The sequence below is a fragment of the Actinoplanes oblitus genome (assembly GCF_030252345.1).
In the GTDB taxonomy this organism is placed as follows: domain Bacteria; phylum Actinomycetota; class Actinomycetes; order Mycobacteriales; family Micromonosporaceae; genus Actinoplanes; species Actinoplanes oblitus.
On sequence record NZ_CP126980.1, the window covers coordinates 38,597 to 53,482 of the forward strand.

Annotated in this window: 14 protein-coding genes and 1 tRNA gene; 10 read left to right on the plus strand and 5 right to left on the minus strand. The window is 69.8% G+C overall.

Going from position 1 to position 14,886, the window contains the following annotated elements; all coding sequences use genetic code 11:
* The first annotated feature begins 81 nt into the window (after positions 1–81).
* Both Actob_RS00170 and Actob_RS00175 read left to right on the plus strand, forming a co-directional pair.
* The gene (locus Actob_RS00170) at positions 82–654 is read left to right on the plus strand and encodes a YceI family protein (protein ID WP_284917868.1); all 573 of its coding nucleotides are present in this window, start codon (positions 82–84) and stop codon (positions 652–654) included.
* A 165-nt stretch (positions 655–819) separates the two neighbouring features.
* Positions 820–2,292, plus strand: a complete 1,473-nt coding sequence (locus Actob_RS00175) for a glutamate--cysteine ligase family protein (RefSeq protein WP_284917869.1) — start codon at positions 820–822, stop codon at positions 2,290–2,292.
* A 6-nt stretch (positions 2,293–2,298) separates the two neighbouring features.
* On the opposite strand, the gene Actob_RS00180 is transcribed toward Actob_RS00175, so the two are convergent.
* The gene (locus Actob_RS00180; protein ID WP_284917870.1) at positions 2,299–3,627 is read right to left on the minus strand and encodes a Hansenula MRAKII killer toxin-resistant protein 1; all 1,329 of its coding nucleotides are present in this window, start codon (positions 3,625–3,627) and stop codon (positions 2,299–2,301) included.
* 152 nt (positions 3,628–3,779) lie between these two features.
* On the opposite strand from Actob_RS00180, the gene Actob_RS00185 reads away from it, so the two are divergent.
* Positions 3,780–4,568: a Stk1 family PASTA domain-containing Ser/Thr kinase gene (locus Actob_RS00185; RefSeq protein ID WP_284917871.1), complete on the plus strand. Its 789-nt coding sequence runs from the start codon at positions 3,780–3,782 to the stop codon at positions 4,566–4,568.
* Positions 4,569–4,600: 32 nt separating this feature from the next.
* On the opposite strand, the gene Actob_RS00190 is transcribed toward Actob_RS00185, so the two are convergent.
* Complete coding sequence (locus Actob_RS00190; RefSeq protein ID WP_284917872.1) at positions 4,601–4,903, minus strand: hypothetical protein; 303 nt, start codon at positions 4,901–4,903, stop codon at positions 4,601–4,603.
* Positions 4,904–5,586: 683 nt separating this feature from the next.
* Here Actob_RS00190 and Actob_RS00195 point away from each other — a divergent pair.
* Positions 5,587–5,811, plus strand: a complete 225-nt coding sequence (locus Actob_RS00195; protein WP_284917873.1) for a DUF397 domain-containing protein — start codon at positions 5,587–5,589, stop codon at positions 5,809–5,811.
* A gap of 181 nt (positions 5,812–5,992) precedes the next feature.
* Positions 5,993–6,439, plus strand: coding sequence for a hypothetical protein (locus Actob_RS00200; protein WP_284917874.1), 447 nt, complete (start codon positions 5,993–5,995; stop codon positions 6,437–6,439).
* A 440-nt stretch (positions 6,440–6,879) separates the two neighbouring features.
* On the opposite strand, the gene Actob_RS00205 is transcribed toward Actob_RS00200, so the two are convergent.
* The 3 genes from Actob_RS00205 to Actob_RS00215 form a co-directional block, all read right to left on the minus strand.
* A complete protein-coding gene (locus Actob_RS00205) occupies positions 6,880–7,503 on the minus strand; it encodes a hypothetical protein (protein WP_284917875.1) in 624 nt (207 codons plus the stop codon).
* A 226-nt stretch (positions 7,504–7,729) separates the two neighbouring features.
* The gene (locus Actob_RS00210; RefSeq protein ID WP_284917876.1) at positions 7,730–8,545 is read right to left on the minus strand and encodes a WecB/TagA/CpsF family glycosyltransferase; all 816 of its coding nucleotides are present in this window, start codon (positions 8,543–8,545) and stop codon (positions 7,730–7,732) included.
* Positions 8,546–8,867: 322 nt separating this feature from the next.
* A tRNA-Leu gene (locus tag Actob_RS00215) sits at positions 8,868–8,950 on the minus strand.
* A 253-nt stretch (positions 8,951–9,203) separates the two neighbouring features.
* Here Actob_RS00215 and Actob_RS00220 point away from each other — a divergent pair.
* The 5 genes from Actob_RS00220 to Actob_RS00240 all read left to right on the plus strand — a co-directional run bounded on the left by Actob_RS00220 (position 9,204) and on the right by Actob_RS00240 (position 14,886).
* Entirely contained in the window at positions 9,204–10,001 is a 798-nt protein-coding gene (locus Actob_RS00220) for an FhaA domain-containing protein (protein ID WP_185038478.1), read from the plus strand.
* A 5-nt stretch (positions 10,002–10,006) separates the two neighbouring features.
* Positions 10,007–10,489 carry an FHA domain-containing protein FhaB/FipA gene (locus Actob_RS00225; protein WP_185038479.1) on the plus strand — a complete coding sequence of 161 codons (483 nt, stop codon included), beginning with the start codon at positions 10,007–10,009 and terminating at the stop codon, positions 10,487–10,489.
* Positions 10,486–11,856, plus strand: a complete 1,371-nt coding sequence (locus Actob_RS00230; RefSeq protein WP_284917877.1) for a PP2C family protein-serine/threonine phosphatase — start codon at positions 10,486–10,488, stop codon at positions 11,854–11,856. Before Actob_RS00225 ends, Actob_RS00230 begins: the two co-directional genes overlap by 4 nt.
* 76 nt (positions 11,857–11,932) lie before the next feature.
* Positions 11,933–13,390 (plus strand): FtsW/RodA/SpoVE family cell cycle protein, encoded by a 1,458-nt coding sequence (locus Actob_RS00235; protein ID WP_284917878.1) that lies wholly within the window; start codon positions 11,933–11,935, stop codon positions 13,388–13,390.
* Positions 13,387–14,886, plus strand: coding sequence for a peptidoglycan D,D-transpeptidase FtsI family protein (locus Actob_RS00240; RefSeq protein WP_284917880.1), 1,500 nt, complete (start codon positions 13,387–13,389; stop codon positions 14,884–14,886). Before Actob_RS00235 ends, Actob_RS00240 begins: the two co-directional genes overlap by 4 nt.

Here is a 14,886-nt window from a genome sequence, read left to right on the forward strand (position 1 = left end):
AGAGGGAATATTGCTGAGCATATAGTTGCTCCGTCAGACAAGCATCCCGCACCGTCCGAGAGTTCGAGAGAAGGACCAGTCATGACCGTCACCACCCGTGAGTTCGAAGGTCTGCAGTTCCCGGCCGCCGGCACCTACGAGCTGGACGCGGCGCACAAGCGGGTCGGCTTCGTCGTCAAGCACCTCATGGTCAGCAAGGTTCGCGGCCAGTTCGCCGAGGCGAGCGCCACCATCACCGTCGCCGAGAACCCGCTGGAGTCCTCGGTCGTCGCCTCGATCAAGACCGCCAGCGTCGAGACCGGCCAGGTCGACCGGGACAACCACCTGCGTACCGGCGACTTCTTCGAGGCCGAGAAGTTCCCGACGATGGAGTACCGGAGCACCGGGGTGAAGTCGCACGCCGGTGCCGAGTTCGTGCTCGACGGTGAGCTCACCATCAAGGGCGTGACCAAGCCGGTCGAGCTGGTCGTCGAGTTCGAGGGTGCCACCACCAGCCCGTACGGGCAGCACCTCTTCGGCTTCAGCGCCACCACCGAGATCGACCGCGAGGACTGGGGGCTGACCTACAACATGGCCCTGGAGACCGGCGGCGTCATGATCGGCAAGAAGGTCAAGATCGAGATCGAGGGCGAGGCGATCCTGCAGCAGGGCTGAGCCCTCCGCACCCTCCACAGTCGAGGCGCCGTCCGGTTCTCCGGGCGGCGCCTCGGTTCGTCTGGCGGTAGGCGCCCGGGGATGGGAAGGTGGACCGAACGTATCCGCTCGTTCACAGCGTGGTGACCGAGGTCCGTTTCGTCCCCGACCGTCATGGGAGGGCATATGGGCACAGATCTGGCACACGCCATCTTCTCGCCCGAGGATCGGATCCGGTATCGGCACAAGGTGCGCCGCTGCCTCGACGTGCTGGGCGGCCTGCTGGACACCGATGTGTTCGATCCCGGGACCGGCATGACCGGATTGGAGATCGAGATCAACCTGGTCGACGCGGATGCCTCGCCGGTGATGCGTAACGCCGAACTGCTGGCCGACCTGGGCGATTCCCGGTTCCAGGCGGAACTGGGACGGTTCAACATCGAGTTGAACGTCCCCCCGCGACAGATCGCGGCGGAAGGCTTCGGCGCGTTCGAAAAAGACATTTCAGAGGCCTTGCGTACGGCTGGGGAGCGCGCCGGCAAGGCAGACAGTCGCCTCCTCCTGATCGGCATGCTCCCGACGCTCACCCCGGAGCACCTCACCCTGGCGAACCTGTCGGACAACGAGCGGTTCCGGGCGTTGAACGACGAGATCGTGGCCGCCCGTGGCGAGCAGTTCCCGGTCGACATCCGCGGGGTGGAGCGGCTGCGCAGCGCCAGCGGCACGATAGTGCCGGAGGCCGCCTGCACCAGCGCGCAGTTCCATCTGCAGGTGGCCCCGGAGTGGTTCGCCCGTTACTGGAACGCGTCCCAGGCGGTGGCGGCGGCCCAGGTCGCGCTCGGCGCCAACTCGCCGTTCCTGCACGGCCGCCGGCTCTGGGCGGAGACCCGGATCGCGCTGTTCGAGCAGGCCACCGACACCCGCCCGGACGAGCTGAAAGCACAGGGCGTACGCCCCCGGGTGTGGTTCGGGGAGCGCTGGATCACCTCGGTCTTCGACCTGTACGAGGAGAACGTCACGTTCTTCCCGCCGCTGCTGCCGCTGCTCAGCGACGAGGACCCGGACCAGGTCCGGGCGGCCGGCGAGGTACCGCGCCTCGGCGAGCTCTGCCTGCACAACGGCACGGTCTATCGGTGGAACCGGCCGGTCTACGACGTGATGGACGGCCGGCCGCACCTGCGGATCGAGAACCGGGTGCTGCCCTCCGGGCCGACAGTCGTCGACCTGCTGGCCAACGCGGCGTTCTACTTCGGCGTCATCCGCCGGCTCGCGGAGGCGGAACGACCGATCTGGTCCCGGCTCGACTTCGCCACGGCCGGCGCCAACTTCCGGGCCGGCGCCCGGGACGGGCTGGACGCGGTGGTCTGCTGGCCCGGGCTCGGCGAGGTCCCCATCGCCGAGCTGGTGCTGGAGACCTTGCTGCCGTTGGCCTACGACGGGCTCGACCGGTTCGGGGTGTACCCGGGCGATCGGGATCGGCTGCTCGGGATCATCGAGGACCGGTGCCGGAGCGGACGCAACGGCGCCGCCTGGCAGACCGCCGCGGTCCGCGCGGCGGAGCACCGGGGGTTGTCCCGGACCGCCGCGCTGCGCGAGATGACGCATCGGTACCTCGACCTGCACGGGCTCAACGAGCCGGTGCACACCTGGCCGATGTGACGGTGGTCAGTCCTCCGGGTTGATCCGGGCGACCGGCGGGTTCGCCGGCGGCGGCGTGATGGTGGAGCGGGCCGTCGTGTCCTTGCCGGCGGCGGCACGCTTCGCCGGCGACTTGGCGGGCCGGGCCGCCGCGGCGAGCTCCGGGTCGAACGCCGCGCCGGCTGGCTCGGCCTTCTTGGGACGGGGCTTACGCGGTGCCGGAGCGGCGACGACCGTTGCGGCGACGCTCTCGTCAGCCCGGCGTTTCCCGAAGAGCGCCCAGCCGCGACGCCCGCCCGGCTCGGCGGGCTCCGCCGGGGGCGACGCCGGCTCGGCGCCCGGCGTCTCCGGTGCGGGGGCCGGCTTGGGGACGACCCGGTCGGCGGGCTTGGCCGCGACGGCCGCGCTCGCCGAGTCGTCCGGACGAGCAGCCGGCGCCGGGCCCAGCTCGGGCGGGCTGGTCGACGGGGTGGCGCCGGCCCGGCTGCGCCCGGTTCCGCCCAGTGCCACGATCAGTGCCGACCCGCCCAGCCCGGCCAGCACCGCATAGGGCGCGATCAGGTACGCCGACTGGAGCGGCCCGGTCGCCTTGGTCAGCAGCGGCGCCAGCGCGAGAAACGCCAGCGCGACCAGCAGCGGACCGACAGCGCCGGAGGTGGCGGTGCCCAGTCCCCGGTCGCCGCGGCGGGTGGCCGGCCAGGCCGCGATCAGGCCGATCAGGAAGGCGGCGGTGAGCGTCAGCAGGGCGCTCGGCCAGTAGATCCCGCCGTACGTGGTGGCCGCGCCGGTCTCGGTGAACTGCCAGCTGGTCAGGTAGGTGTCCAGGTCCCGGCCGCTGGTCAGCTCGGCGACCACGCCGGCGATGGCCAGGGCCCAGAGCCAGGCGGCGGTGCCCAGCAGGTTGGCGGCCACCGGAGCCGACGAGACCGCCCAGAACGCCACCACCATGCCGATGAGCAGGCCGATCAGTGCGTAGCCGACGGCCACCAGCTGGGGTGAGTGGGAGAACAGGTGGTGCGCGGGGGCGGCGGATCGGGCCGGCAGGGCGACCAGCGCCACCGAGACCAGTGCCCCCAGACCGGCGGACGCGGCGAGTGCCAGGCGCCACAGCAGGCGCCAGCGGCCGGGCCGGTCGGGGCGGAGCCGGCCGGCGATCACCGCGCCCAGCACTGTGGCACTCGCGGTGATCCAGGTCGCCCAGCCGAGGCTGTTGAGCCAGGTGCTGTCGGCGGCCGCGGTGGTGGCCGGCCATTCGATGACGCCCAGGCCGTAGCCGAGACCCAGTTGTGCCGCACCGGCGCCCGCGGCTGTCCCGGCCGCGGCGGCGGTCTGTGCTGTCCAGCCCTTGTCGGCCATGCGCGCACTGTACTGGCCACCACCGATGTCCGCGACATACCCATCCTGGTCAGAGCGAGGATGGCGTTGCGTGTGCGTCTCCCCTGGGTACTTCAAGATTCGGTACCTTGACGCTGCGACGAGTGTGGGTGTACGGAGCGGAAGGAGCGGCGATGCCGGACGAGCGCCAGCCGGGCCCGGACGAGACACGTCCGATGCCGGCCGTGGACGAGACCGCCGCCGACGCCACCCAGGTGGGACCGGGCCCGTCGCCCGGTGCCACCCGATCGGGGGACGCCGCGGCGGCCTCGACCCGGCCGATGTCGCCGGTGGGCGACTGGGATCCGGACCCGCGCGGCGCTGACGACGCCGCCTGGACCGGTCGCGCCGCGGTACGGCCACCCGGCCCGGACGAGAACGGTTACGCCGACGGCGACTGGAGCATCGTCGCGCCCGAGGAGGAGGCGACCGGCCGCTGGTGGATGCCGATCGTGGTCGGCATCGTCGGGGTGACGCTGCTCGCCCTGCTCGCCACCGGCATCTATCTGATCGTGCGGAACTCCCGAGCCGGCGTGGACACGCCGCAGCCGACCCCGACCCAGACGGTCACTCGGACCGTGACCACCGCGGCGACCACCGAACCCACCACCGCGGCGACGACCGAGCCGACGTTCAGCGCGGTGCCGACCACCGAGCCGGCGGCGACCGAGGCGACCGTGCCGGCGCTGCGCGGCATGCCGGTGAACGACGCGAAGGCCGCGCTGGCCAGGTCAGGTCTGAGCTATCGGGTGATCCTCCGGCCGAGCGACGCGGAGCCGGGCACGGTGATCGACAGTGATCCGCCCGAGGGCCAGGTGGTCCCGGCGGACACCCGGATCACCCTCGTCGTCGCGGCCGAGCGGACCGACGGCCCGGCCACGGCGACGACGGTGCCGACCGGGGGCGCCACCACCGGGCCCTGAGCATCGGCGCCGGTCACTGGTCGCCGGGTCGGCTAGCGGTGCGCCCGGGCCGATCGAGCGGGAGCCGTACTCGGCCGCGCGGCGGGCTGACGGGCGTTGCGGGCTCGCGGATCCGGGGCCTTGCCGACCGGACGCAAGCCGTTGACCTGTACGAAGATGGAGCGGCGTTCCACGGCGTCACCGGCCGAGTTGAGCTCGTAACCGTCGAGCCAGACCCAGCCCTCGTACGTCGGCCAATCGTGTACCCGGATGACCCGGAACAGCATCGGTGATGCGAATTGGACGCTCGCCGCTTTCGTCACGTGGAGGACATCACCGGACCGAGGAAGTAGCACGTCATCTCCTGCCCTGAGATTCGTTGCCGGATGGTTTAGCGGGATTGACTTGTGACACAGATGCACCAGTCTGCCCGGCTCATGCACCTTTGCAAGCCTTCGACAGTGCCAACCATCGAAGCGAGTTGCGGAACGTCACCATCGCCGATCCCGCCACCCTGTCTCGGGCGGAAGCCCACGTCGGACCTCATATGGCTCGGCGCCCCATGTCGGACGTCGCTTTGGTGTGTTTCGTCGGACTTGGCGGCCTCACTCAAGAACGTTGCGTGATGCAAGCCATACGGAAAGATTGCACCACCAGTGTCGTCGATGCAAGTTGCATGTCCCTCTTCGGTGATCGTCCGTGATCATGGCGTCTCGCTAGGTGATCTAGATGCTTTCGCTGGTAGTGCCAATGTGTACCAAATTTGCCGCATGATCCACATTGTTAGGAGCAATTCGGACAATAACCGTTAAACCCTGACAATCACTGTCCAAACGCCACTGAGCTGCCAGGATCCAACTTGTCCAATGGGATTACCCCGTTCGGAGAACCTCAACCGTCGCGCGCGTCCCGGCGTACCCACGGTCGTTACTGCATTCAGAACGGTCCCATCGATCTTTTGGTGGGGCTCGATGGAGGCGGATCGGACGGCTCCGTATCCCGCCGAGATCGGTACTCACCCCCGACATGAGGAGCGATCGTGGAATTCGAGGTCAAAGGCCTGCGGATCGATCTGAGCCAGGCGCAGTGGTTCAAGAGCACCCGCAGTGGGGCAGACAGCGACAACTGTGTTGAAGTGGCGTTCGTCGACGACGCCATCGCCGTACGCGACTCCAAGAACCCGGCCGGTCCGGCGCTCATCTTCACGCAGGCCGAGTGGGACGCCTTCGTCGGCGGCGCCAAGGACGGCGAGTTCGACCTCTAACCCGCGGTCCGATCCTTCAAAGCCTTCCGCGTCGGCGCCCTGACCTGCGCCGACGCGTCGGCTGTGACCATTTGCCCGATTTTTCCGTCGCCTCGAGCGGCGCGCCTCGTTGAATGTTCCAAGCGCGGACCGGACCGCGCTGACCGGCCGGGACGAATCCTCCACGAGGCAAGGCAGTGACATGACGATTGGTTCGGAGAACCTCAGCAACGGCTCGGCGACGGCGCAGGACCGATTCAGCGGGGGCGTGAGCGCGTACCGGCAGGGCCGGCGCGATGCGCTGAGCGGCGACCACAGCGACGGCGAACTCCTGTCGCGCGGCAGTTCGGGTCTGCCGACCCGCTCGCCCGGACGCTCGCACAGCATCGAGCCGACCAGCGCGCTGGATCGGGCGGCCAAGCTGCCCTCGCTCGACCTGCAGGGCCTGACCGAGCCGGTCTTCACGTCGAGCTGGACCGACGCCCCGGCGAATGCCTCGATGGCCGACCACCCGCTGCTCCGCGGCCTGCTCCTGGAGCTGCCGGCCCGCGGCACCTTGCCGCAGTCCGACTGGCTGGACCGCTGGTTCGAGGCGGCCCGCTCCATCCTGGAGCTGCTCTACGTGCAAGAGGCGAAGAAGCAGCACTGAGCTGCCGAATCTCAAGAGACGGATGACTCGGATCCGCGCTGATCACTGATCGTCGCTCCCGCCGGGGACCCTTCCGGTCTGAGCGGCTGCGCGAATTGAGGATCAAATGCCCGATGACTCGGACCCGCGCTGATCACCGATCGTCGCTCCCGCCAGGGACCCTTCCGGTCTGAGCTGGCCGCTGCGCGTCCAGAGCGCTCAGCCCGCAAGGGCGACGTCCGTGGGTGGTCACGGAGCCGAGAACCAACCCCCCGGTATCGTCGCTGCCCTGTCCACAGCCTGCCCGTCGCCACACCGACGATCCCGGCACACCGTTGTCGCGGTGGCCGGTGGTGCCGGCGGGCATCGTTGGTCGGCGGGCGGTGGCGCGGCCGTCGTGGGTCAGCGGGCGTTAGCGCGGGACGTCGTTGGTCGGTGGGCGGTGGCGCGGGGGGCGTTGGTCAGCGGGCGGTGGCGCGGACGCGCTCGCGGGCGTGGCTGATGGGGGCCAGGACCAGTGGGGCCAGGCGGCTGTGGCGCAGGACGGCGCGGACGCCGATCGCCACGACGGCCGCCGCGACCAGGGTGAGCGCGACGCCGGCGAGGCCGGGGAAACCCGTGGTGGCCGGCACGCCGTCGCCGGGCAACTGGACCAGACCGGCCGCGAGCGGCAGGCCCACCACCGCGGCCAGGCCGGCCACCTGCAACGGCGCGGCGATCAGCGGGTGCGCCGCGGCGGCGCGCAGTGCCGGTGGCACGGGGGCCAGCGGGGCGGTCGCGAAGGCGCCCGCGCCGCGACGCACCCAGCTCAGCCGGCGCAGCCCGGCGGTCAGCACGATCAGTGCCGGCAGGGCCGGCAGCAACGCCGCCGTGGGCGCCGCCGAGACGCCCGGGGTCAGCGCGGTGACCGTCGGCACCGCGACGAAGATCCCCGCTCCGGCGGCGATCAGACCGGTGAGCAGCCGGGCCCGGCGACGCATGAGCAGCGCGGTGCCGGCCGTCGAGAGCCCGTCGGCCAGGAGTCCGGCGGCGAGCCAGACGGCGGCGAGAGTGCCGATCAGTGTCACGTCCACAACGGTGTCCACATCGACAGCGTTCACCTGCCGCGCACGCGGCGAAACCGGGATATGCCCCCAGCGCCGACCCTTAGGGGCCGCTTTCAGTCCCGAGGGTAGTCAGTCGATCACGCGCCGCCGCCGACCGATGCGCCTATGTGGACGAACCGGCCGGCAACGGTGTGACCAGCGCCGCACTGTCGGCTGCCGGACGCTGATGATCAGCCCGTGAGCCGCGCGGCCGCCGGCGGTCGGGTCAGACCGCGAAGCCGCGGACCGGCTCGCCGGTCGGCGCCGCCGGGGTGGCCTTCCACAGCCCGGTCTTCTGCGCGGCCAGCCGGGACAGGTAGGCCGGGTTCAGCAGTACGTACCGCTTCCACAGGCGCTTCGGCTCCAGGCCGAGGCGCCACAGCCACTCCAGCGCGTATTTCTGCATCCACGCGGGCGGGTTCTTCAGCAGGCCGGCGTGGTAGTCGAAGGCGGCACCGACGGCCAGCAGCGGCATGTCCAGCAGCGGCCGCATCGCGTAGGTGAACACCTCCTGCCGCGGGCAGCCCAGACCGACCAGCACGATCCGCGCCCCGGACGCCTTGATCCGCTCGGCGATCTCCGCCTCCTCGCCCGGGTTCGCACCGCGGAACTTGGAGGCCTCCACCCCGGCGATCTTCAGGGCCGGGAACATCCCGAGCAGCGCCGGCACCAGGCGGTCCAGGGTCGGCTGGGTCGAGCCGTACAGGTAGATCGGCAGGCCCTCGGCGGCGGCCCGCTCGACCACCTTGAGGGTCAGCGTCGGCCCGTAGACCCGGTCGGTCAGCCCGGCCCCGTGCAGCAGGTTCAGCGCCCAGCGGACCGGCTGCCCGTCCGGGGTCACCAGGTCGAAGGAGTTCAGCCGGGCCTCGTGGGCCGGATCCTGCACCCCGGTCATCACCCCGTGCACGGCCAGCGCGGTGACCGCGAACGGCCGCCCCTCGCGAGCCGCCGCGATGATCCGCTCGGTGGCCGACGCGTAGTCCGTCGCATCCACCAGCACCCCAAGGACGTTGCGCTTCCCCTGGTCAACCCCAGCAGGCACAGCGGACACGACCACACCCCACGCTCAGACGGAACTTCCACCCAACAGGCGGGCGAGCATACCGCCGCCCACAACTTCACCCAATCGTTGACTCACACCCCCGAGACAACGTCTCGGACGTAAGCCCCCGGCGTACCGAAAAAGATCTTGATCAAAGATGGCGAAGCCGGAAGGGCGAGCCCCGACCACAACCGACCGTGACCCTCGCCACCCGCCGCGCCCACCGTGACGCGGGGTTTCCGGGGGCCTCGGCCCCCGGGGCAGATATGACGAGAGGCCCCCCGTTCGCGCTTTCCGCGAACAGAGGGCCCCCGGCCTCTTGTGGGGATGGGGGGAGTTGAACCCCCACGTCCTTTCGGACACACGGACCTGAACCGTGCGCGTCTGCCATTCCGCCACATCCCCATGTGACTTGGTCGCCTAAGATCATATAACTGGTCTCGGTGACCTTTGAAACCGCCCCCTGCGGGGCTGTTTCTGGTTACTGCCTGCGACAGACTACGCTGTCGCACGTTACCAAGCGAGTTGAGTACCAAGCGAGTTGATATCGCCCCGCGACGGAGGAAACACTAGCACGGCGCCGTGGGGCGTCATACGAGGGTCAGAAGTGCCGGCTGCTCTTGGGCTACAGATGCACAAGCGGCGGCCGGATACCATCATGTCCTCGGAACCCGAGGAGGAGCCGGTGAGCGTGCTGCAGCGCTTTGAGAAGCGATTGGAAGGCCTGGTCGAGGGGGCCTTCGCGAAGGTGTTCAAGGGTGTCGTGCACCCAGTGGAGATCCTGAATGCCATGCAGCGGGAGGCCGAGGCACACAAGGCGATCCTTGCTGGTGGCCGCACCCTCGTGCCGAACCGCTACGTGATCGACCTGTCGCCCTACGACCATGGTCGTCTGGCGCCCTACGCGGCTGCCCTGGCGCAGGAGCTGGCCCAGTCGCAGGCCGAGTTCATCGGCGAGCAGGCCTGGACGGTCTACGGCGACGTGATCGTCGAGATCGAGCGGGGCGACGGCCTGGACACCGGGATGTTCCGGGTGACCGCGGAGGTCTACACCGGTGGCGAGGTCGCCCCGGTGCAGCAGCCGGCCTACGACGCCGGCCCGCAGTACTCGCCCTATGACCAGCACGGCGGTCACGGTGGTTACCCGCCGCCGCACGGTGGTCACGGTGGCCCGCGCAGCGTCGGCCTGGTCTCCGGTGACGGCCGGACCTACCCGTTGCAGATGGGCTCGACCGTGATCGGCCGAGGCGACCAGGCGAACCTGCGGCTGCCGGACGTCGGCATCTCCCGCCGGCACGCCCGGCTGGACTACGACGGCAACCAGGTGGTGCTGACCGATCTCGGCTCGACGAACGGGACGATGGTCAACGGCCAGCGCGTCTCCGCCGTGGCGCTGAACCCGGGCGACATGATCCAGCTGGGGACGACCACGCTGACCTTCCGAGTGGACGGCTAGCGGCGTTGCCCGAATTCGTCCTCACCGTCGCCCGGTTCGGCTTCCTGATCCTGCTGTGGATCTTCGTGTTCACGGTGGTCGGGGTGATCCGGCGGGACCTCTTCGCGGGGGCCCGGTCGAAGAGCATCGTCGCCAGCCCTCGGGGGGTGGGTGGCGCGATCCTCCAGGGCCGGCCGGCGAAGGCCAAGCGCGGTAAGGCGGCACGGCAACTGGTGGTGACCGCCGGCCAGCTGGCCGGCACCCGGATCACCCTCGGCGAGGCCCCGATCACTATCGGTCGCGCCGAGGATTCGACCCTGGTCATCACCGACGATTTCGCGTCGGCCCGGCACGCCCGGCTGGTGCCTCGGGACGGGCAGTGGTTCGTCGAGGACCTCGGCTCGACCAATGGCACTTACCTCGATCGCGGTAAGGTCTCCGGACCCACTCCCGTTCCCCTTGGCGTCCCGATCCGGATCGGACGCACTTCTCTCGAGTTACGGCCATGACCCTGACCCTGCGCTATGCCGCTCAGAGCGACCGCGGTCTGATCCGAGACCTCAACCAGGACTCCGTCTACGCCGGGCCGCGGCTGCTGGCTGTCGCGGACGGCATGGGCGGCATGGCCGCCGGTGACGTCGCCTCCAACATCGTCATCGCGGCGATGGCGCCCCTCGACGACGACGTCCCGGGGGACGCGCTGGTCGACGCGTTGCGGCATGCCGTCGGCACCGCGAACCAGCAGTTGCGGGACACCGTCGACGCGAACCCCCAGCTGGAGGGGATGGGCACCACGCTCACCGCGGTGCTCTTCACCGGCAGCAAGTTCGGCATGGTGCACATCGGTGACTCGCGCGCCTACCTGCTCCGCAACGGCGAGTTCGCGCAGATCACCAAGGACGACACGTACGTCCAGATGCTGGTCGACGAGGGACGGGTCAGCCCCGAGGAGGCGAGCAGCCACCCGCAGCGGTCACTGCTCACCCGGGCGCTGGACGGCCGCGACATCGACCCGGAGTACTCGGTGCGCCAGGTACTCAAGGGCGACCGCTATCTGATCTGCAGCGACGGGCTGTCCGGCGTGGTCAGCGGCGAGACGATCGGCCAGACCATGCGGGAGATCGCCGACCCGCGGGCGTGCGTCGAGCGGCTGGTGCAGCTCGCCCTGCGCGGTGGTGGACCGGACAACATCTCCGTGGTGATCGCCGACGCGACCGACGCGGACATCGTCGAGCAGGCGCCGATCGTCGGTGGCGCCGCCTCCCTCGACCGGGGCAACACCACAGTGGCGGACGCCTCGACGCCCGCCTCCCGGGCGGCGGCACTGAAGCAGCCGCCGCCGCGCCCGGCCCAGCCGGAGACCGACGGCTACGACCGCGAGCCGGAGCCGGCCGGCCACCCGGTGCGCACCGCACTGCTGGTCCTGGCGCTGCTCGGGGTGCTGGGCGGCGGCCTCTGGGCCGGCTGGCAGTACACCCAGGACCAGTACTACGTCGGCGCGACAGACGGTGGCCAGCTGGCCATCTTCCGCGGCGTGCCCGGGCGGATCGCCGGGCTGGACCTCTCCACGGTGAGCGAGACCAGCACGGTCCGCCTCGACGACCTGACCACTGTCGCCCAGGAGCGGGTCAGGGAGGGCATCCACGCCGGCAGCCAGGTCGAGGCGCGCAACACGCTCACCGACCTGACCAGCGACGAACCGTCCAACCCGAATCTGAAGCCGGTCTGCTCGGTGGCCGGTGCCACCCCGGCCGCGTCCGCTTCGGTCCGGCCCGCCGTGACCACCGCCACGTCAGCGCCGGGAACCGTGCCGAGCGTGCAACCGTCCGAGAGCGGGTCGGCGGCTGCCGACACCGGCTGCCGGACCGCTGACTGAGCACGGCCTACAACGTCTGGGGATTTTCTTGACCGCGCCCGCTGTACCGGCTCCTTCGCCCGCCTCCACGGGTGAGATGTCGCGTATCCCGGGGTTGAAGACGCGCCGTAACGCCGAGCTGGGTCTGCTGGCCTTCGCCATGGCGCTCGTCGCGGCGTTCGGCGCGACCGTGGAAGCCAACAAGTACGACCAGCTCCAGCCGAACTTCTGGGTGCCGGCCGCGCTGCTCAGCATCCTCTTCCTCGGCCTGCACATCGTGGTCCGCTACGTCGCGCCGTACGCGGATCCGGTGCTGCTCCCCACCGTCGCCCTGATCAACGGCATCGGCGTGGCGTTCCTGCGCCGCATCGACATCGCCAACGCGATCAACGACAAGAAGGGGCCACCGGGGATCTTCTCCGGGATCGGCGGGCGCCAGCTCGCCTGGACCCTGATCGCGCTGATCCTGGCGGCGGCCCTGCTCCTGCTGATCCGCGACCATCGGAACGTCTCGAAGTACGCGTACACGCTGGGCCTCACCGGCATCGTGCTGATGATGATCCCGGCCGTGCTGCCGGGCAGCATCTCCGAGGTGAACGGCGCCAAGCTGTGGATCAAGCTGGGCGCCTTCTCCATCCAGCCGGGCGAGTTCGCCAAGCTGATGCTGGTCACCTTCTTCGCGTACTACCTGGTGCGCAAGCGTGAGGTCCTCTCGCTGGCCAGCAAGCGGTTCCTCGGCATCGACTTCCCGCGCGGCCGGGACCTCGGGCCGGTCGTCACGGTGTGGCTGTTCAGCCTCCTGGTCCTGGTCTTCGAGAAAGACCTGGGTACCGCGCTGCTCTACTTCGGCCTGTTCGTGGTGACGCTGTACGTCGCCACCGAGCGGTCCAGCTGGCTGATCATCGGTCTGCTGCTGTTCTTCGGCGGCGTCTACCTGGCGTACCTGCTCGGCGCCTCGGTCGGCGGACCGTTCGCCAACTTCTACGACCGCGCGGAGATCTGGCTGAACCCGTTCTCCCAGGCCAACTACGAGCGGGCCAGCGGCAACAGCTACCAGCTGGTCCAGGGCCTGCTCGGGCTGGGCACCGGCGGCCTGTTCGGCACCGGGCCGGGCGCCGGCTCGCCGCTCTCGGTCCCCGAGGTGCAGAACGACTTCATCTTCGCCGGCCTGGGCGAGGAGATCGGCCTCTTCGGTCTCTCCGCGCTGCTGGTCTGCTACGTGCTGATCGCGATGCGCGGCCTGCGCGCCGCGATCGGGGTGCGTGACTCGTTCGGCAAGCTGGTCGCCGGCGGTCTGTCGTTCACCCTCGGCCTGCAGGTCTTCGTGATCCTCGGTGGTATCACCGGGCTGATCCCGCTGACCGGTCAGACCACGCCGTTCCTGTCCTCCGGTGGCTCCTCGCTGATGGCGAACTGGCTGCTCATCGCGATGCTGCTGCGCATCTCCAACGCTTCCCGGGGTCCGGCGGTCGGCGGTGGCGGACCGGAACGACCCGGACCGAAGAAAGCACCCACCCAGTTGCACGGCGCCATGACGGAGGTGATCAAGCCGTGAACGCCCCCCTGCGCAGGTCCGGCGTGGTCCTCTTCGTACTGTTCGGACTGATCTTCGCGAACCTGAACTGGATCCAGGCCTACAAGGCCGACGAGTACCGCACCCACCCGTGGAACGGCCGGGTGAAGGTCGCCGAGTACGAACGCCCCCGTGGCGTGATCGAGGCCGGTGGCAACGCCCTGGCCCAGAGCAAGGCGACCGACGACACCCTGAAGTACCTGCGGGTGTACCCGAAGAAGGAGATCTACGCTCCGGTCCTCGGCTACAAGCCGGTCAACCTGGGCTCGGTCGGCATCGAGGAGAGCGAGAACGACTTCCTCTCCGGGGAGAGCGACAAGCTCATCGGTGACCGGATCACCGACATGTTCACCGGGGAGAAGACCGGTGGCGGCAACGTGCTGCTCTCGCTGAACACCGCCGCTCAGGAGGTCGCCTGGAAACAGATGATCAACAACGAGCGCGGGGCGAAGAAGGGCGCGGCGGTTGCCATCGACCCGCGTACCGGGGCGATCCAGGCGTTGGTCTCGATGCCCAGCTACGACCCGAACCAGCTGGTCACCCACGACAAGAACGCGGCGGCGTCGGCGTATAAGAAGCTGAACGCGGACAAGGATCAGCCGATGCTGAACCGGGCGCTGTCGCAGACCCTGCCGCCCGGCTCCACGTTCAAGGTGATCGTCTCGGCGGCCGCCCTGCAGAGCGGCTACGACGTCGACACCGAGATCCCGGCCGGCAGCGTCTACCGGGAGGGCGGCGCGACCATCCGGAACTCCGAGGAGGAGGTCTGCCCGGGCGGCGAGGTCACCCTCAAGGAGGCGCTGACCGAGAGCTGCAACACCGGGTACGCCAAGCTCGGCGTGAAACTGGGCGCGGACAAGGTCAAGGAGACCGCGAAGGCGTTCGGTTTCGAGGAGAGCGACCTGCGGATCGGCAACCTGGAGAGCCACGACGGTCTCTCGGTGGCGGCCAGCCACACCGGCGACATCGCGAACCCGGACGGCAGCACCGACAAGTCGGCGCTGGCCCAGTCCTCGATCGGGCAGCGCGACGTGCGGATGACGCCGATGCAGGGCGCGCTGATCGCCGCCACGGTGGCGAACGGCGGCGACCAGATGCGGCCCTACCTGGTGCAGAAACTGCTCAGCTCGGAACGCCGGACGATCTACACCGCGTCGCCGCAGAAGAAGAGCAGCCCGATCGACAGCGCGGTGGCCGGCAAGCTCAAAGAGATGATGATCAGCGTCGTCGAGAACGGCACCGGCAAGAAGGCGCAGACCGACGGGCTGACCGTCGGCGGCAAGACCGGTACCGCGCAGAACGCCGAGGGCGCCGACCCGCACGGATGGTTCATCGGCTTCGCGTTCAACGACAAGGGTGATCCGGTCTCCGCGGTCTGCGTCATGCTGGAGAACGTCTCCGGTGGCCACGCCAGCGCCGAAGCGGCTCGCATCGCCGGACTGATCATGAAGGCCGCTGCCGGCGGGGGAGGAAAGTGA